This window comes from Kutzneria kofuensis (genome assembly GCF_014203355.1).
GTDB lineage: Bacteria > Actinomycetota > Actinomycetes > Mycobacteriales > Pseudonocardiaceae > Kutzneria > Kutzneria kofuensis.
Window position 1 is genome coordinate 7104261 of the sequence record NZ_JACHIR010000001.1, and the last position, 17853, is coordinate 7122113.

At 71.1% G+C, this 17853-nt stretch carries 19 protein-coding genes; 9 read left to right on the top strand and 10 right to left on the bottom strand.

All coding sequences use genetic code 11. From position 1 onward, the window contains the following. Positions 1-54 precede the first annotated feature (54 nt). Genes BJ998_RS32605 through BJ998_RS32615 form a run of 3 tightly spaced genes read left to right on the top strand, consistent with a single transcriptional unit; the run spans position 55 to position 2508 of the window. Positions 55-741, top strand: coding sequence for an alpha/beta hydrolase (locus BJ998_RS32605; protein ID WP_184867153.1), 687 nt, complete (start codon positions 55-57; stop codon positions 739-741). Between the two features lie 33 nt (positions 742-774). Continuing rightward, a complete protein-coding gene (locus BJ998_RS32610) occupies positions 775-1716 on the top strand; it encodes a zinc-binding dehydrogenase (protein ID WP_184867154.1) in 942 nt (313 codons plus the stop codon). 33 nt (positions 1717-1749) lie between these two features. After that, on the top strand, positions 1750-2508 hold the full coding sequence (locus BJ998_RS32615) for a GNAT family N-acetyltransferase (protein ID WP_184867155.1): 759 nt from the start codon (positions 1750-1752) through the stop codon (positions 2506-2508). On the opposite strand, the gene BJ998_RS32620 is transcribed toward BJ998_RS32615, so the two are convergent. From BJ998_RS32620 to BJ998_RS32630, 3 genes are read right to left on the bottom strand one after another with little or no spacing between them, the layout of a single operon-like run. Beyond that, a complete protein-coding gene (locus tag BJ998_RS32620) occupies positions 2490-3524 on the bottom strand; it encodes a methyltransferase domain-containing protein (RefSeq protein ID WP_184867156.1) in 1035 nt (344 codons plus the stop codon). The two genes, BJ998_RS32615 and BJ998_RS32620, sit on opposite strands and share 19 nt — an antisense overlap. 23 nt (positions 3525-3547) lie before the next feature. Continuing rightward, complete coding sequence (locus BJ998_RS32625) at positions 3548-4057, bottom strand: hypothetical protein (protein ID WP_184867157.1); 510 nt, start codon at positions 4055-4057, stop codon at positions 3548-3550. Positions 4058-4095: 38 nt separating this feature from the next. Next, a complete protein-coding gene (locus BJ998_RS32630; protein ID WP_246488702.1) occupies positions 4096-5016 on the bottom strand; it encodes a sigma-70 family RNA polymerase sigma factor in 921 nt (306 codons plus the stop codon). Between the two features lie 87 nt (positions 5017-5103). On the opposite strand from BJ998_RS32630, the gene BJ998_RS32635 reads away from it, so the two are divergent. Continuing rightward, positions 5104-5406: a hypothetical protein gene (locus BJ998_RS32635; protein ID WP_312890436.1), complete on the top strand. Its 303-nt coding sequence runs from the start codon at positions 5104-5106 to the stop codon at positions 5404-5406. Here the strand turns inward: BJ998_RS32635 and BJ998_RS32640 are convergent. Genes BJ998_RS32640 through BJ998_RS32655 form a run of 4 tightly spaced genes read right to left on the bottom strand, consistent with a single transcriptional unit; the run spans position 5403 to position 9663 of the window. After that, positions 5403-6335 (bottom strand): TAXI family TRAP transporter solute-binding subunit, encoded by a 933-nt coding sequence (locus BJ998_RS32640; protein ID WP_184867159.1) that lies wholly within the window; start codon positions 6333-6335, stop codon positions 5403-5405. The genes BJ998_RS32635 and BJ998_RS32640 overlap by 4 nt on opposite strands. Beyond that, positions 6332-7681 (bottom strand): sensor histidine kinase, encoded by a 1350-nt coding sequence (locus BJ998_RS32645; protein WP_184867160.1) that lies wholly within the window; start codon positions 7679-7681, stop codon positions 6332-6334. The genes BJ998_RS32640 and BJ998_RS32645 overlap by 4 nt, the downstream gene beginning before the upstream one ends. A gap of 1 nt (position 7682) precedes the next feature. After that, a complete protein-coding gene (locus tag BJ998_RS32650; RefSeq protein WP_184867161.1) occupies positions 7683-8342 on the bottom strand; it encodes a response regulator transcription factor in 660 nt (219 codons plus the stop codon). A gap of 13 nt (positions 8343-8355) precedes the next feature. Continuing rightward, positions 8356-9663: an MFS transporter gene (locus BJ998_RS32655; protein ID WP_184867162.1), complete on the bottom strand. Its 1308-nt coding sequence runs from the start codon at positions 9661-9663 to the stop codon at positions 8356-8358. Between the two features lie 127 nt (positions 9664-9790). On the opposite strand from BJ998_RS32655, the gene BJ998_RS32660 reads away from it, so the two are divergent. Then, positions 9791-10876, top strand: a complete 1086-nt coding sequence (locus BJ998_RS32660; RefSeq protein WP_184867163.1) for a terpene synthase family protein — start codon at positions 9791-9793, stop codon at positions 10874-10876. Here the strand turns inward: BJ998_RS32660 and BJ998_RS32665 are convergent. Next, a complete protein-coding gene (locus BJ998_RS32665; protein WP_184867164.1) occupies positions 10873-13602 on the bottom strand; it encodes an FAD-binding and (Fe-S)-binding domain-containing protein in 2730 nt (909 codons plus the stop codon). The two genes, BJ998_RS32660 and BJ998_RS32665, sit on opposite strands and share 4 nt — an antisense overlap. Before the next feature lie 76 nt (positions 13603-13678). Here BJ998_RS32665 and fabG point away from each other — a divergent pair, with 76 nt between their 5' ends. The 4 genes from fabG to BJ998_RS32685 all read left to right on the top strand — a co-directional run bounded on the left by fabG (position 13679) and on the right by BJ998_RS32685 (position 17139). Then, positions 13679-14383 carry a 3-oxoacyl-[acyl-carrier-protein] reductase gene (gene fabG, locus BJ998_RS32670; RefSeq protein ID WP_184867165.1) on the top strand — a complete coding sequence of 235 codons (705 nt, stop codon included), beginning with the start codon at positions 13679-13681 and terminating at the stop codon, positions 14381-14383. A 27-nt stretch (positions 14384-14410) separates the two neighbouring features. Next, on the top strand, positions 14411-15178 hold the full coding sequence (gene fabI, locus BJ998_RS32675; RefSeq protein WP_184867166.1) for an enoyl-ACP reductase FabI: 768 nt from the start codon (positions 14411-14413) through the stop codon (positions 15176-15178). A gap of 204 nt (positions 15179-15382) precedes the next feature. Beyond that, positions 15383-16513, top strand: a complete 1131-nt coding sequence (locus BJ998_RS32680; RefSeq protein WP_184867167.1) for a sensor histidine kinase — start codon at positions 15383-15385, stop codon at positions 16511-16513. After that, on the top strand, positions 16510-17139 hold the full coding sequence (locus BJ998_RS32685; protein ID WP_184867168.1) for a response regulator: 630 nt from the start codon (positions 16510-16512) through the stop codon (positions 17137-17139). Before BJ998_RS32680 ends, BJ998_RS32685 begins: the two co-directional genes overlap by 4 nt. On the opposite strand, the gene BJ998_RS32690 is transcribed toward BJ998_RS32685, so the two are convergent. Both BJ998_RS32690 and BJ998_RS32695 read right to left on the bottom strand, forming a co-directional pair. Then, positions 17136-17345: a helix-turn-helix domain-containing protein gene (locus BJ998_RS32690; protein ID WP_184867169.1), complete on the bottom strand. Its 210-nt coding sequence runs from the start codon at positions 17343-17345 to the stop codon at positions 17136-17138. The genes BJ998_RS32685 and BJ998_RS32690 overlap by 4 nt on opposite strands. After that, positions 17345-17830, bottom strand: coding sequence for a DUF2975 domain-containing protein (locus BJ998_RS32695; protein ID WP_184867170.1), 486 nt, complete (start codon positions 17828-17830; stop codon positions 17345-17347). The genes BJ998_RS32690 and BJ998_RS32695 overlap by 1 nt, the downstream gene beginning before the upstream one ends. Positions 17831-17853 lie beyond the last annotated feature (23 nt).

Sequence of the window (17853 nt, forward strand, 5' to 3'; positions counted from 1 at the left end):
CCTCCTCGTAGCCTGCACGAGTCCACCCGATTCGAACGCAGGAGGCAACCCGACATGTCCACCAAGCCGACGGTGCTGCTGGTGCACGGCTTCTGGGGCGGCGCGGCCCACTGGGCGAAGGTGATCGTGGAGCTGCGCCGCCGCGGCTACGACTCGCTGCGAGCGGTGGAGAACCCGCTGACCTCGCTGGCCGACGACGCGGCCCGCACCCAGCAGATGATCAAGCAGGTGGACGGGCCGGTGCTGCTGGTCGGCCACTCCTACGGCGGCGCGGTGATCACGGAGGCGGGCGACCTGCCGAACGTGGTCGGCCTGGTCTACGTCGCCGCCTTCGCGCCGGACAAGGGGGAGAGCCTGGCCTCGATCGGCGAGGTGCAGCCGACCCCGGGCGGCGCGAACGTGGCCCCGGACTCGGACGGCTACCTGTGGATCCCGCAGGACAAGTTCCACGAGAGCTTCTGCCAGGACCTGCCGGAGGACGAGGCGCTGGTCATGGCCGTCACCCAGAAGGCCCCGCAGGGCGCGGCCTTCGTGGCCCCGGCGGGCGACCCGGCCTGGCGGGTCAAGCCGGCCTGGTACCAGGTGTCCACCGAGGACCGGATGATCCACCCGTACAACCAGCGCCGGATGGCGGCCCGGATGGACCCGCGCAAGGTGGTCGAGCTGACGTCCGGCCACGCCTCGCTGGCCTCGCAGCCGGTGGCGATCGCCGACCTGATCGACGAGGCCGCCGGCGCTTGACCTCAAGATTGGTCGAAGTTTGACACTGGGGGCATGAGAGCGATCAAGGCGAGTCGGTTCGGTCCGCCGAACGTGCTGGAACTGGCCGAGCTTCCGGCGCCGCAGCAGGCGGCCGGCCAGTTCCGGGTGGACGTGGACCTGGTGGGGGTGGGCTGGCTCGACACCCGGATCCGCAGCGGCAACGGCCCGGAGTTCTTCGCGGTGACGCCGCCGTACGTGCCGGGCGGCGCGGTGGCCGGTGTGGTGACCGCGATCGGACCGGAGGTGGACCACTCATGGTTGGGCGCCAGGGTGATCACCCGAGCGACGGGCGGCGGTTACGCGGAGGTGGTGTTGGCGGCGCCGGAGGCTTCCTACGTCGTGCCGGCGGGCCTGGAGCTACGGGATGCCTTGGCGTTGCTCGACGATGGCAGCACCGCACTCGCCCTACTGGAGCGAACTCCCGTTCGTGACGGGGACAGGGTGCTCGTGGCGCCGGGCGTGGGCGGCCTGGGCAGCCTGTTGGTGCAACTGGCCGGCGCGGCGGGAGCGACGGTCATCGCGGCGGTCCGCGGCGAGGAAAAGGCCGCCATTGCCCGGAAGTTGGGCGCACAGGCGGTGGACTACTCAGACCCGGACTGGGCGCGAACCCTGAGCGACCTGGACGTGGTGTTCGACGGGATCGGCGGCGTGCTGGGGGCGTCGTTCCCGGCGTTGCTCTCCGACGGTGGCCGGTTCTCCGCCTACGGCATGGCCGGCGGCGCGGAGACCGTGGTAGGGGAGGCGGATCGGCAGCGGCTGAGCGTCGTGGGCATGTCGCAGCTGCCGGAGTTCTGGGCGGACACGCCCCGCCGGGTACGGCAGGTGCTCGACGAGGCGGCGGCCGGTCGGCTGACGCCGATCATTGGCCGCATCTACCCGCTTGAGCAGGCCGCGGCCGCCCATTCGGACATAGAATCACGGCGTTTCCTGGGCAAGCTGCTGCTGCAGACGTGAGGACGGCGCACTTTCCGGTTACGGTGACCGGTGATGCGCCGGGAAGCCGAGCGGGTGGAAGCAGCCTTCGTGACGGAATGCCTGTCCGAGGGCATAACGCTGCGCCGTCTGGCCGGCGGCGTGGTGGCCGAGGCGCCGGACGATCCGGGGCACTTCTGGACCCGTGCGTTCGGCTTCGACCGGCAGCTGACGGACGACGAGCTGCTGGCGATCCTGGACTTCCACCAGGGCGTCGGCGAGTTGCAGTTGGCGCCGTGGGCGCTGCCGCCGAGCTGGGAGGAGATCCGCGAGGCGAACGGGCTGGTCGAGACGCAGCCGTGGGTGAAGCTGGGCTGCGAGATCGGGGAAGTCCGGCACAGCGACGACACGGCGTTCTCGATCACGGAAATCGGCCCGGGCCGGGCGGGGGACTGGGCGGCGGTGATCGCGAGCGGCTTCGGGATCGCGGCGCATCTCGTGAAGGTGCTGACCCGATCGGTCGGACGTCCCGACGCGCGGCACTTCGTGGCGTGGGACGGGGCGCAGGCGGTCGGGGCGGCATGCCTTTACCGGCAAGGGGATCTGGGCTATCTGACGACTGCGGCGACGCTCGCGTCACATCGGAACCGGGGCATCCAGTCGGCGCTCATCACCCGCCGCGCCAAGGAAGCGGCGGCGGATGGGTGCCGTAACCTCGTGGCGGAGACGGGAAAGCCGGCCCCCGGTCGGAAGAACTCGTCGTTCGGCAACCTGACCAGGGCCGGCCTCCGACCGCTCCACGAACGTCGCAGCTTTCAGTCGGACAGCAGGTAGAACGCCCACTTGTCGGCGCCGATGGGCAGCATCTCGACGCCTCGGAAGCCGGCTTCCGAGGCGTAGTGCCGCAGCGTCTCGGGGCGCATGACGGTGCCGGTGGCAGCGGAATCCGGCACGCCCATGGCGTCGGGCAGGCAGGAGATGACACTCCAGCCGTAGAGGTACTGCTCGCGCTGAGAGGCGGGCGCAGCGGGCTCGGGGTCGGTCCGTTCGTCGATGACGAGCACGAAACCGTCGTCGGCCAAGGACTCCCGGGCCGCGCTGAGCACGGCCACCGGGTACGCCATGTCGTGCAGGGCCTCGATGATTGTGACCAGGTCGTACGGCCCGTCGAGCCCGGTGGCGGCATCGGCGGCGGAGAACCGCACCCGGTCGGCCACGCCCGATTCCTCGGCGCTCCTCGTCGCGGACTCGATGGCCCGCTCGTCGAGGTCCAGGCCGTGCACGGTGATCTCCGGATACGCCTGCGCCATCGCGATGCTGGACCAGCCGAGGCCGCAGGCGATGTCGGCAACCCGGGCCGAAGTGGACAGTCGCTTGTGGACTGACGGAATGGCCGGCAACCACGAGGAGCCCAGCAGGTTCATGAACACCGGCCGGTTGGACGGCCAGCGCCCCTCCGGCTCCCAGGTCATCGGCGCCGGCGCGCCACCGGTCCGGAACGCGTCGACGACGTCGCCGAGCCGTCGGGCGGCGCGCACGAGTTCGATGCTCATCGACGTGCCGAACAGCAGACTCGAGGCGTCGGCGAGCACCGGGACATGGCCCGCGGGCACCAGGTATCTCCCCGGCTCGACGACCTCGACCAGCCCGGCGGCGGCGTGGTGTTCGAGCCATTCGCGGGCGTACCGCTCGGCGGTTCCGGTGCGCTGGGCCAGCTCCGACGACGTCAGCGGGCCGCCGTCCGCGAGCGCCCGGTAGTAGCCGAGGCGTTCGCCGATGTACATCGTGTACAGCTCCAGCGCGCCGACGGCGTTCTGGAAGATCCGGGCGGACAGGTCGGTCGGCTCCATGCCGTCCACCCTGCCAGATCCGGTCAGGACAGGTACTTCACCGCGACCTTCAACACGATGATGAGTGCCCCGACGAGCGCGCTGATGAAGCCGATGCCGACGCTGGCGCCGGTGGAGTGGCCGTTGCGGCCGGCGGCGAGCAGGCCCCAGCCGAACATCAGCGCCACCGCGGCGCCCAGCGAGGTCCACACCGCGGTGTCGAGCGGCGCGCCGGCGGCGGTCATGATCAGCAGCACCACCAGCGGCAGCACGGCGTTCTCGACGATGGAGAACTCCTCGGCCAGCGAGTGTCGCAGGCCGCGCAGCCACGACGGGGAATCGCCGGCGATCCCGTCCCCCAGGAAGTGCGCGTACGAGAACGCGATCCAGTAGACGATCAGCGTCGCGGGCACGGCGACGACCGTCATGACGAGCTTGGTCTGCTCCTGGACGGTGGCGATCAGGGCCGCGCAGATGGCGGTCCCGTGCACGGCGCCGGCCGCGTTGTGGGCGGGCTCGACAACGTGCGCGACGATCTTCAGCCAGCGGGGCATGGCTGCAGAACCTAACAGGTACAGGATGCTCCATGGCTTCAGTGCGAATTAAAGTCGAACCACCTGAACAGCGATGGGTCGTGGAACGCCACCACGCGGCTGACCTGAAATCCGTTCAGCGCCAGCACGGTGATGCCGTGCTCGTGTCCGTCCACATAGGTGCCGAAGGCGGGCTGGCCGTTCGCGCGGGTGGGGAGCAGCCGCCACGAACCGGCGCGAACCACCCGTCCGAGGAACGTGCCGACGGCGTGCCGACCGGCGAACCAGGTGCGGTGCGGCGGCATCTCCAGCGTGACGTCCTCGGCGAGCAGCCGGGTGAGCAGCTCGGGGTCGGAGTTCTCGAAGGCCGCGGCGAACTGGTCCAGCACGGCTCGCTGCGTGGCATCGTCGGGCTCCACGGTCGATTCCTCGGCCGGTGACACGGCGGCGAGCTGCGTGCGGGCTCGCTGCAGCAGGCTGTTCACGGCGGCTACGGACGTCCCGAGCAGGTCGGCGACCTCGGCCGCCGGCCAGGCCAGCACGTCACGCAGGAGCAGCACGGCGCGCTGCCGTGCTGACAGGTGCTGCATGGCGGCGACGAGCGCCAGCCGCACGCTGCCCCGCGAGGCGACGACGGCGGCCGGGTCGGTGATCAAGGCGTCCGGCACTGGTTGCAGCCACGGCACCTCCGGGCTGTGCACCAACGGCGCGTCGGGTTCGAACGTGGCGGCGCCGAGCCCGGACGGCAGTGGCCGCCGGCCCCGGCGTTCGAGGGCGGTCAGGCAGACGTTGGTGGCGATCCGGTACAGCCAGGTGCGCAGCGACGCCCGTCCCGAGTCGAAGTCGTCGCGGGCCCGCCACGCCCGCAGCATCGTCTCCTGCACGAGGTCCTCCGCGTCCAGCACGGAGCCGGTCATCCGGTAGCAGTGGGCCAGCAGCTCGCGCCGGTGGGCATCGAGATCGATCGTCACGGAGGACATACTCGCGGGCGGCCCGGAAGTCATCGCGATGAGTGCCGGCGGCCGGCCGAGTAGGTACTGGCGAACCCTGACAACCGGGAGGAACCAGTGAACAGGGCAGTGATGATCCGCTACCGGACCAGGCCGGAGGCGGCCGAGGAGAACCAGCGGCTGGTCGAGGCCGTCTACCGGGAGCTCGACGCCGACGACCCGGGCGGCCTGCACTACGCCACGTTCCGGCTGGCCGACGGCGTGACTTTCGTGCACGTCGCGGCCTACGACGGCGAGGACAACCCGCTGATGCGGTCGGCGGCGTTCAAGGAGTTCCAGCAGGACTTCGCCGCCCGCGCGGCGGACGGCCCCGAGCGCTCCGACGTCACGCTGGTGGGTGAGTACGGCTTCGTGAGCTAGCCGTGGAGCTGCCGGTAGGCCTCGGCGGCGCCGGGGTGCAGCGGTAGGTCGGCGGTGCCGATCAGCGTGCGGATGTCGAGGAATTGGGTGCCCAGCGCCTCCCCCGGCACCAGCTGGTCGGCCCGCTCGACCAGCACCCGAACCACCGCCGCGGCGACGTCGTCGGGCAGCGTCGGCAGGCCGACGAGGAGGTTGGCGACGCCGATGGTGGGGACCTGGTGCACGAAGCGGTAGCCGCCGGAGGGCACGGGGAGCTGCTCGTACAGCATGCCGTGGCGGGAGCGCAGGGCCGGGAGGACGCCGTCGAGGGGGAGCAGGCGGATGCCCACGGACGAGTCGAGCTTGGCCAGGGCGGGGGTGGGGACGCCGCCGGACCACAGCAGGGCATCGATGGTGCCGGCGGCGAGGGCGGACACGGCGTCGGCGAGGGGGAGGTGTTGCACCCGAGGGGTGATGCCGGCGGCCGCGATGATGCGGTCGCCGGTCAGCGAGGCGCCGGAGCCGGCGGCGCCCAGCGAGACGGTTCGGCCGTCCAGATCGGACACTGTCGAGAGCGGCGAGTCGTTGCGGACGACCAGTTGCAGGTAGTTCTCGTACACGCGGCCGAGGGCGCGGAGATCGACGGCCGAGGTGAACGGCGCCTGGCCGGAGCCGGCGGCGCGGGCGGTGTCGGCGAGGACCAGGGCCAGGTCGGCCTTGCCGGTGCGGAGCAGGTCGATGTTGGCCAGGCTGGCGGTCGTTTCCACGGCGGTGCACTGCAGCCACGGCTGCGTGGCGTTGATCTGGTCGGCCAGCAGCCGGCCGAACGCCAGGTAGAAGCCGCCGGCCTCGCCGGCGGCGATGGTCAGTGACCGGGTCGGCCCGGACGTGCTGCATCCGGTGGCGAGGGCACCGGCCAGGGCGGCCGTGAGGAAGGTACGGCGCCTCATGACGGCAGCTCGATGGTCACGGTCAGGCCGGGATCGCCTGCCTGCAAGGACAACCGGCCGCCGTGGGCGGTGACCAGTCGCTCGGCGATGGGCAGCCCCAGGCCGCTGCCGCGGGGGTGGCTGCTGCGGCGGGAGCGCCAGAACCGAGTGGTGGCCATGGCCAACTCCTCCTCGCTGAGGCCGGGACCGTTGTCGGAGACGATGATCGCGTCGGCCGTGCAGGAGACGGTGACCTCGGAACCGCCGTACTTGATCGCGTTGTCGAGCACGACGTCGAGGACCTGGCTGAGGTCGTGCTCGGGGCAACGGACCTCGACGGAGGTGTCCATATCGCCCTGCGCCAACGAAACCCCGGCATCGGCGGCGGCCACCGACCATGCGTCCAGCCGCTCCAGAACGACGACCGCAGGGACACAGGTGTCGTTGTCCTGGGCGACGGTGAGGCGGGTGGCGGTGTGCTCGGCGTGGGCCATGGCCAGCAGGCTGTCCAGCAGCGACTCCAGCCGCTCGACCTCCGCGACGGCCGACTTGTACGAGGGTTGGCCGTCCTCCACGACCCGAGGCGCCAACGAGTCGACACGCAACCGCAAGGCCGCCAAGGGGTTGCGGAGCTGGTGGGAGGCGTCGCTGATCAGGCGGCGCTGCTGCTCGGCGGCCTCGCTGACGGCGTCGGACATCCGGTTGAACGAGGAGGCGAGCTCCCGCAGCTCACGGGGCCCGTCGCGGCCCTGGACGTGGGCATGCGGCTGACCGGCGGCGACAGCGCCGAGACCGCGGGACAGCTCGGCGAGCGGCCGAAGCACCCAGCGGGCGACGACCAGGGCCAGCAGCACGCAGCCGACGAGGGCGGCGAAAGCACCGGCGAGGATGACCGCCCACCCACGAGCGACGTCGGCAGCGGCGGCCCGCACCGAGGCGCGCATGACAACCGCGCCGATCACCCGTGAGCCGGTGCCGATCGGGCGGGCCAGCAGAACGTCCGAAGTGGACCACGGCATCACGGCGTCCAGAGCAGGCGCGGGCTGGTTGCGCAGGGCGGCGTCGATCATCGGCGCCACATCGGCATCCTGCACGGAGATGCGGCCGGCGGTGACGATCGGCTGCCGCTGCGCGTTCACGACCACGACCGGCTCGCCGTACAGAGCCGTGTACCGGTTGACCTCGCTGACCAGCTGTTCCGAGTCGTCCTGCTGGACCAGGCCGGCGAACCGGGCCAGGTCGGCGGTGCGGCCGATGGACAGCTGCTGGGTGCGCTCGCGGGCCGTCACGGTCAGCAGCGGCCACGCGAACGCCGCCACCGCCGTGACCGAGAAGGCCAGCAGCACCACCAGCAGCCGGGCCCGCACGTCAGCCGCCGAGCCGGTAGCCGAAGTTGCGGATCGTGGTCAGCAGCCCGGGCCGGCGCAGCTTCGCCCGCAGCTGCGCCACATGCACGTCCAGCGACCGCGAGATCGCCAGGTACGCGTCGCCCCACACCTCGTCCATCAGCTGCTGCCGGCTGACCGCGGCCCCGTGCCGCACGGCGAGCACCGCCAGCACGTCGAACTCCTTGGACGTCAACGGAATCAGCTCGTCGGCGACGTGCACCTGCCGGGCGTTCATGTCGATCCGCACGTCGCCGATCTCCACCACCGACGGCGGCGGCGTGGCCCGCGCCGCCGCCCGCCGGGACACGGCCTCCATCCGGGCCAGCAGCTCGGCCAGCCGGACCGGTTTGACCAGGTAGTCGTCCGCGCCGAGGCGCAGGCCGCGCACGACGGACCGCTCGTCGCCGTGCGCGGTCAGCACCAGCACCGGCATGTCGGTGACCTTCCGGAGCTTGCGCAGCACGTCGAGGCCGTGCAGGTCGGGCAGGCCGAGGTCGAGCAGCACCAGGTCGGCGTGGTGATGCCCGGTCAGCGCGTCGGCGCCGCGCCTGGCCCGGGTCGGCCGGTGGCCGGCCGCGCCCAGCGCCTCGACCAGGGCGTCACCGACCCCGTCGTCGTCCTCGACCAGTAGCACTCGCACGGCCCCTACCTAATCAATCCTGGCCCCACCTATCCAGCTCGGATGCCTTGGTGGTTTCGCGCATGGTCGCGTACACGATCAGGGAGACCAGGACGCAGCCGGCCACGTAGTAGAAGAACACCGACTCGTGCCCGGCCTGCTTGAGCCACAGCGCGATGTACTCCGCGGTGCCGCCGAAGATCGCCACCGTGAGCGCGTACGGCAGGCCGACGCCCATCGCCCGCACGTTGGTGGGGAACAGCTCGGCCTTCACGATGGCGTTGATCGAGGTGTACCCGGTGACGATCACCAGCGAGCCGAGCATGATCAGGAACGCCAGGGCCGGGGTGCGCGTGCCGGCCAGCAGGGACAGCAGCGGCACGGTGAGCAGCGTGCCGGCGATGCCGAAGAACAGCAGCAGCGGCCGCCGGCCGACCCGGTCGGACAGCGCGCCGGCCAGCGGCTGGATCACCACGAAGGCCAGCAGCGCCAGGAAGTTCACCCAGGTCACCGCGTTGATGTCGATCTTGCTGGTGTTGACCATGAACTTCTGCAGGTACGTGGTGTAGGTGTAGAACGCGACCGTGCCGCCCAGCGTCAGCCCGCACACCAGCAGGCACTCCTTGGGGTGCTGCAGCAGCACGCGCAGGCTGCCGCGCTCGGCGGACGTCTTGCCCTCCCGCAGGTACGCCTCCGACTCGTCCATCGTGGCCCGCAGGTACATCACAACCACCGCGCCGAACGCCCCGATGACAAACGCGACCCGCCAGCCCCAGGACGCCATCTCGTCGCGGGACAGCGTGTTCTGCAGGATGATCTGCACGCCCAGCGCCACCAGCTGGCCGGCGGTCAGCGTGACGTACTGGAAACTCGAGTAGAAGCCGCGCTTGCCCGGCGTGGCCACTTCGGACAGGTAGGTGGCGGAGGTGGCGTACTCCCCGCCGACCGAGACCCCCTGCACCAGCCGGGCCACCACCAGCAGCAGGGGCGCCGCCACGCCGATCGAGGCGTACCCGGGGGTGAAGGCGATGACCAGCGAGCCCAGCGCCATCATCGCGACGGACAAGGTCAGCGCCGCCCGCCGGCCGTACCGGTCGGCGTAGCGGCCCATGATCCAGCCGCCGATGGGCCGCATCAGGAAGCCGACCGCGAACACGCCCGCGGTGTTCAGCAGCTGGGCGGTGGCGTCGCCCGCCGGGAAGAACACCTTGGCGAAGTACAGGCTGAACGCGGTGTACGCGTACCAGTCGTACCATTCGATCAGGTTGCCGATGGACCCGCGCAGCACGTTGCCGATCACGCCACGACTCGGCCGCACGTCCTCGTTGACGTTCACAGTCATGGCGCTCAATGTCGGGTCGAATGCCGGCGACGACAAGGAGAACGGTCAACGCTTTACATCCCCTTAGGGTGGCTACCTACGCGATCGCGTGATGTGGCGGCGGCCCAGGAGGTCCACCCTGGCCGCCATGACGGACGACCAGCTGCTCGTGGAGCTGCCACCGCGGTACTGCCCGGTGCAGGTGGACACCCATCCCGACGCCGAGCTGCTGGAGGGCCAGGGCGCGGACTGGCTCACCGGCTACGGCCTGGCCGGGCCCCGGCTGCGGGCCAACGACTGCGCCGGGTTCTACGGCCGGATCATGCCGAAGGCGGTGACCGAGCGGCTGCAGATGGCCGTCGACTGGTGCTTCCTGATGTTCGCCTTCGACGACATCAACTGCGACGAGGTCGTGCCCGACGCCGCCGGCAAGCAGTTCGTCGACATCGCCACGCGGGTGGTTCGGGTGCTGGAGGTGCCCGACGTCAACCTCGGGCCGACCGCCGACCTGTTCCTCGCCCCCGTGCGGGACCTGGCGCTGCGGGCGCACAGGTTCGGCACGCCCACCCAGGTACGGCGGCTCGTCGACGGGCACCGCGCCTGGTACCTCGGGGTGCTGTGGGAGCTGCGGTGCAAGCTCGCCGACGTCACGCCCAGCCTCAACGACTACGCCCACATGCGGCAGCACACCGCCGGCGGGCTGGCCACCACCAGCTGGATCGAGATCGTCGACGGTGCGGAGATCCCCGCGGCCGAGCTGGACTCGCCGGCCGTGCGGGCCCTGTCCGAGCTGGCCTTCACCATCGCCGCCTGGGACGACGACCTCTTCTCGTACGGCAAGGAGACCTGGTTCGCGCGGCGGGAGACCCCGTCCAACTGCAAGCTCAACCTGATCGACATCGTCGCTCTCGAACGCGGATACTCGGTGGAGGCGGCCCTGGTGGAGTCGGTCGAGCTGGTCAACCGGCTGACGCACCGGTTCATCCAGCTTCGCGACGCCGTGCTGCCTTCGGCCAGCGAGGAGCTGCGCAACTACCTCGAGTGCCTGTCGCGGCTGCTGCGGGGGAACATGGAGTGGGGACTGCAGGCGCAGCGGTACCGCAACCCGGACGGCCGCTCGCCCGACGCCGTGCGCACCGTGGGTTCGTGGACGGAGGAACCGCCGGCTCATGCCGACGTCGTGCCGGCGATCCCCTCCATCGCCTGGTGGTGGGACCCGGAGCTGGGACTCTAGGAGTCGATCAACCCCGCCAACAGCGTCGCCAGATGGACCGGATCGCGGTCGGTCAGCTGGCGGAGCTGGGTGCGGCAGCTGAAGCCGTCCGCGAGCACCGTGGCGTCGGTGGCGCGGACGGCCGGCAGCAGTACATGCTCGGCGACCGCCACTGACACGTCGTAGTGGCCGGCCTCGAAGCCGAAGTTGCCGGCGAGGCCGCAGCAGCCGGCGTCCAGCACCGTCGCGTCTACGCCGGCGGTGCGGAGGACCTCGCGGTCGGCGTCGAGGCCGAGTTCGGCGTACTGGTGGCAGTGGGGTTGCATGACGGCCCTGGCGTCGCCCAAGGGCTTCATGGCCGGGGCGACCTGCTCGGCGAACGTTCGCACCCGGCCGGCGAGCCGCCGCACGGCCGGGTCGTCGGTGAGTTCGAGGGCGTCGGACTTCAGGAAGGCAGTGCAGCTGGGTTCGAGGCCGACCACCGGAGTGTCGGAGCCGTCCATGATGCGGGCGGTGCGGTGCAGGACACGGCGCGCGGTGCCGAGCTGTCCGGTGGACATCCACGTCAGTCCACAGCAGACGCGCTTGCGGGGCAAGGACACCTGGAAGCCGAGGTGCTCCAACACGGTCACGGCGTCCATGCCGACCTGGGGGTCGAAGTGGTCGGTGAACGTGTCGGGGAACAGGATCACCGGATCGCCTGTCGTGGATCGTGCACGATCCTCGAAGCGGGATCGGAATGATCGATCGTGCACGATCGGCATGGATCGTCGAGGATCGATGCCGCCGAGGCGCTTCACCACCCGCACGTCGCCGAGCGCCCGGACGAGGCCGGGGGCGAGGGCGAGCCACAACGGCAGGAAGCCCATGGAGTAGTGCGACATCGGACGCAGCCGGCGGCGGTAGTGCTGGTGCAGGAACTCGGCCTTGTAGGTGGCCATGTCCACATCGACCGGACAGTCCCGCTTGCATCCCTTGCAGGACAAGCACAAGTCCAGCGCCTCGCGAACCTCGGCCGAACGCCAGCCACCGCGCACGACCGAGCCGTTGAGCATGTCGAACAGCAACCGAGCCCGACCACGGGTCGAATGCTTCTCCTCGCGGGTGGCTCGGTAGCTGGGGCACATCACGCCGCCGGACGCCGTGAGGCACTTGCCGACACCCACGCACCGCCGGGAAGCCGCGGCCAGATCGCCGTGATCGGCGTGCAGGGCCAACGAAGTCCGCACCGGAATCCGGGCCGGCGCGATCACCACGCGGAGATCGGCGTCCAGCGGCAGCGGGTCCACGATCCGCCCCGGGTTCATCAGCCCGCGCGGGTCGAAGATCGCCTTGAATCGCCCGAACGCGGCCATGATCTCGGGGGAGTACATGCGCGGCAACAACTCCGACCGCGCCTGCCCGTCGCCGTGCTCGCCGGACAGCGAGCCGCCGTGCGACACGACCAGGTCCGCCGCCTCCTCCATGAACGCCCGATACCCCGGCCCGTGCAGGTCGAAGTCGATACGCACGTGCAGGCAGCCGTCGCCGTAGTGCCCATACGTCGGCCCACGACGGCCGTGCCGACCGAGCAGCCGATCGAAGTCCCGCAGGTACGCCCCGAGACGCCCCGGCGGCACCGCGGCGTCCTCCCACCCCGACCACGCCTCGGCGCCGTCCGGCATCCGGGTCGCCAGCCCGGCCCCGTCCTCCCGGATCCGCCACAGTTCCCGCATCCGCGCCGGATCCGTGACGACGACCGACCCCGTCGCGCCCGGCATCGCCGCCACCACCGCGTCCGGGTCGACCGTCTCCACGAACAGCCAGCTCCGCCCGGCCGGCAACGCCTTCAGTCCGGGTGTCCCCGGCTTGCGCTGCCGCAGGATCGACACGATGTCCTCGTTGACGCCCTCGATCGCCAGCACGTCCAGCGACAGCAGCGCCACCACCTGGTCGGCCGCCGCGTAGGTGTCCTCGAAACCCAGCACCACAAGGGCCCTGAACCGCGGGATCTCCACCAGCTTCACCGTCGCGCCGAGCACCGTCACGCAGGTGCCCTCGCTGCCGACCAGCGCGCGGCCGACGTGGAAACCGTTCTCCGGCAGCAGTTGGTCGAGGTTGTAGCCGGACACCCGACGCGGAATACGCGGGAATCCCGTCCGCACGGCGGCCATCACCTCGTCCCGCAGCGCCCGCAGCCGACCGTGCAACGGCAGCACGTCGTCGGCCACCGGCCCCGCCTCGAAGCGGGACCCGTCCGGCAGCAGCACGTCGAGCGACTCGACGTTGTCGACCGTCTTGCCCCACGCCACCGAGTGCGCCCCGCAGGCGTTGTTGCCGATCATCCCGCCGATCGTGCAGCGACTGTGCGTCGACGGATCGGGGGCGAAGTGCAGGCCGTGCCGCCCCGCCGTGCCGTTCAGCACATCCGGCACGACGCCCGGCTGCACCACGGCCGTCCGCGCGACGGGATCCACGTCGAGCACCTGGTTCAGGTGACGGGAGAAGTCCAGCACCAGCCCCTCGCCGCAGGCGTTGCCGGCGATACTGGTGCCGGCGCCCCGGCTGGTGATCGGCACGCCCAGCTCAGCGGCCACGCCCACCGCCGCCACCGCCGCGTCCACCGTGCGCGGGCGGACCACCACCAGCGGCACGTGCCGGTAGTTGGACGCGTCCGCCGCGTACATCGCCCGTGTTCCCGGGTCGGCGAGCACGTCCCCGTCCACCTCGGTTCGCAGCCGCTCGACCAGCCTCGACGTCATGTCCATCACTTACCACCGATGCGGGCCGACCGGCCGGTAACAGATAGCCTCGCACGCGACACCCGCGAGACGAGGAGCATCAGTGGCACGGTCCGTACTGGTCACCGGCGGCAACCGCGGCATCGGCCTGGCCATCGCCCAGGCGTTCGCCGCGCAGGGCGACAAGGTCGCCGTCACGCACCGTGGCTCGGCGGTGCCCGAAGGACTGTTCGGGGTGAAGTGCGACGTCACCGACACCGACCAGGTCGACCAGGCGTTCACCGAGGTCGAGGCCCACCAGGGGCCGGTCGAGGTGCTGGTCTCCAACGCCGGCATCACCGACGACACGCTGCTGATGCGGATGTCCGAGGAGCAGTTCACCCGGGTGCTGGACGCCAACCTGACCGGCGCGTTCCGGGTGACCAAGCGCGCCACCCGCAGCATGCTGCGCGCCCGCTGGGGCCGGATCATCTACATCTCCTCGGTGGTCGCCCTGAACGGCGGCCCCGGCCAGGTCAACTACGCGGCGAGCAAGGCCGGCCTGATCGGCGCGGCCCGCTCCATCGCCCGCGAGCTGGGCTCGCGCAACATCACCGCCAACGTGATCACGCCCGGCTTCATCGAGACCGACATGACCGCGGTGCTGTCGCAGGACGTCAAGGACAAGGCGTTCGCGCAGATCCCGGCCGGTCGCTTCGGCGCGGCGACCGAGGTCGCCGCTGCCGTCACCTTCCTGGCCTCCGACGCGGCCGCCTACGTCAACGGCGCGGTGCTGCCCGTCGACGGCGGCCTCGGCATGGGCCACTGACAAACCCGTAACTGGAGAGGAAAGCACGTGACCGGACTGCTCGACGGCAAGCGCCTGGTGATCACCGGGGTGATCACCGACGCCTCGATCGCCTTCCACGTGGCCCGGGTGGCGCAGGAGCAGGGCGCCAAGGTGGTGCTGACCGGGTTCGGCCGGCTCAGCCTGGTGGAGCGGATCGCCAAGCGGCTGCCCCAGGAGGCGCCGGTGATCGAGCTGGACGTGACCAACGCCGAGCACCTGGCGGCGCTGCCGGAGAAGGTGCGCGAGCACCTCGACGGCGTCGACGGCGTGCTGCACTCGATCGCCTACGGCCCGCCGTCCACGCTCGGCGCCGACTTCCTGGAGGCGCCGTGGGAGGACGTCGCCACCGCCGTGCAGGTCTCGGCGTACTCGCTGAAGTCCCTGGTCAAGGCCCTGCTGCCGGTGATGACCGAGGGCAGCTCGGTGGTCGGCCTCGACTTCGACGCCCGGGTGGCCTGGCCGGCGTACAACTGGATGGGCGTGTCCAAGGCGGCGCTGGAGTCGGTCACCCGCTACCTGGCCCGTGACCTGGGTGCGCGCAAGATCCGGGTGAACGTGGTCGCCGCCGGGCCGGTCCGCACCATGGCCGCCAAGTCCATCCCCGGCTTCGTCGACCTGGACAAGGCGTGGGAGGAGCGGGCGCCGCTGGGCTGGGACCCGACCAACGCCGAGCCGGTCGCCAAGTCCGTGTGCGCGCTGCTGTCCGACTGGCTGCCGGCCACCACCGGTTCCATGGTGTGGGTGGACGGCGGGGTGCACGCCGTCGGCATGTAGGGCCGCAGGTCCCGGTCACCCATGACTTTGGTCATGGGACGGCACCATGCCGCCGGGGCGATGCTTCTCGGGCCCGCGCTGGCTACCGTACTTCGCGTGGGCTCCGAACAGTCGACGTTCTCGCCAGCGCAGGAGTCTCGACGGCCCGGTCGGGTAGGGTGGCCCCCCGACCGGGCCGCTGGTCGTCCGGCCCTGTACGGGGCCATGTTCTGGGCGGCGGTCGTGGTCGTCTCCGGCGCCGAGATCACCAACTTCGCCCAGCAGCCCCAGCCGTACGGCCTGTGGCCGCTGGCCTGCCTGGGCGTGCTGTCGCTGGCGTGGCTGGCGATGCCGTGGGACCCGGTCGCGCCGCTGCCGCGCCGGCTCGCGCTGATCCCGTTCATCGTCGGCATGCTCACGCTGAGCCTGCTGTCCGCGTACAACTCCACCGACATCTGGCTGCTGCTGGCCCTGGCCAACTGCACCTTCGTGTTCGGCGTGCGGTGGACCGTGGTGATGGCGGGCTGCTTCGTCGCCTTCACGTTCGTCGACACCCTGACCTATCCCGGCTACACGGTGCTCGCGGCGTGCATCCAGAGCCTGGTCGTGGTCGTGCTGACGGTGTTCGTCACCGGGCTGGCCTCGGCCGTCACCGAGGCACGGCGGCGGCGGACCGAGACGCAGCGGCTGCTCGGCGAGCTGGCCGAGGCGCACCAGGAGCTGCGCGCCTACGCCGACCAGGTGCGGGAGCTGTCCGTGGCCGAGGAGCGGGCGCGGATGGCCCGGGAGATGCACGACTCCGTCGGGCACTACCTGACCGTCATCCAGGTCGGGCTCACCAACGCCGAACGCTTCCGGGACAAGCGGCCCGACCAGGCCTGGGCCGAGGTCACCCAGGCCAAGGAGCTGACCCGGGAGGCGCTGGCCGACACCCGGCGCTGGGTGCGGGCGATGCGGCCGCTGGCGTTGGAGGGGCGGACCGGCAGCCAGGCGCTCGCCGAGCTGGCGCGGACCTTCGACGGCACCGGCATCGAGGTCCAGTTCCAGGTCGATGGCCCCGAGCAGCCGCTGCTGGGCGACACTGAGGTGGTGCTGTACCGGGTGCTTCAGGAGGGGCTGACCAATGTGTTGCGGCATGCCGGGGCCCAGCGGGCCGAGGCCGTGTTGACGTTCAGCGACGAGCGGGTACGCCTGCGGATCGGCGACGACGGGCACGGCGCGCGCGACCTGACCAGGGGTTTCGGGCTGTCGTCCCTCGGGCAGCGGGCCGAGGCCGCGGGTGGCGTGCTCGTCGCCGGCAACGCTCCCACCGGCGGCTTCGAGCTGCTGGCCGACCTGCCGGTGCGGCGCCGATGAGCGTGCGGGTGCTGCTGGTCGACGACCAGATCCTGATGCGCAGCGGGCTGCGCAAGCTGCTGGAGATCGAGGACGGCATCGAGATCGTCGCCGACGTCGGCAGCGGTCCCGACGCGCTGGCCGTCGTGCCGTCGTGCCGGCCCGACGTGGCGCTGGTGGACGCCCGGATGCCCGGCATGGACGGCATCGAGCTGATCACCCTGCTGACCCGGGACTTCCCCTTTGTCGCCAGCATCGTGCTGACGACGTTCGACGAGGACGAGTACCTGTTCGGCGCGTTGAAGGCCGGGGCCCGCGGCTTCCTGCTCAAGGACGCGTCGCCCGAGGACCTGGTCGCCGCCATCCACCGGGCGGCCGGTGGCGGAACCGTGCTCAGCGACCAGGTCGCCGGCCGGGTCGTGGCGCAGCTGCGCGGGGAAACACCGGCCCAACCGGTGTTGTCCAGCCGTGAGGCCGAGGTCGCCCGGCTGGTCGGCGCCGGCGCGTCCAACCGGGAGATCGCCGCCGAGCTGTTCATCACCGAGGGCACCGTGAAGAACCACGTCTCCAGCACCCTGCGCAAGCTGGGGCTGCGGGACCGGACCCAGCTCGCCCTGCACGTTAGCTCCAGCCCCGGCGCGTTCTAGTCCTCGGCCTCCCAGCGCAGCAGGTCGCCCGGCTGGCACTGGAGCGCCTCGCACAGCGCGGCGAGGGTCGCGAAGCGCACCGCCTTGGCGCGGCCGTTCTTGAGCACCGCCAGGTTGGCGGGGGTGATCCCGACGCGGTCGGCGAGCTCGCCCACGGACATCTTCCGCTTGGCCAGCATCACGTCGATGTCGACGGCGATCGGCATCAGATCACCTCGTCCAGCTCGGCCCGCAGCTGCGACGCTTCGACGTCGCGGGCCACGGCCTGGGCGAGCAGCATCCGCAGCACGTACACGATGAGCGCGACTCCCAGGATGCCCAGGCCGATCCCGCCCATGATGAGGGTGACGCCCGGGTCGTCCCGCTGCCCCGGCGCGTTGACGGCGGTGACCGCGAACCACACGAGGGCGGCCGTCACGATCGCGCCGATCACGATGTCCACGTACCGGAAGGCGGCGTGGGAGAACACGGTTCCGCGCCGCACCATCGTCACCAGCCGCCACACGCAGACCACGCAGACCTCGACCGTCACCAGGCCCACGATCGTGATAAGGCGCAGCGCGGTCAGCGGGAGCGACCCGTCGTCCGGCTTGGTGAAGAACGCCACCACCATCATGACCTGCACGAACACAGTGCCCGCGAGCACCACCGCGAGCACGGCGCGCAGCGCGTGCACCGCCAGCTTTCCCATGACCCGTCCTCCCATCGACTTGC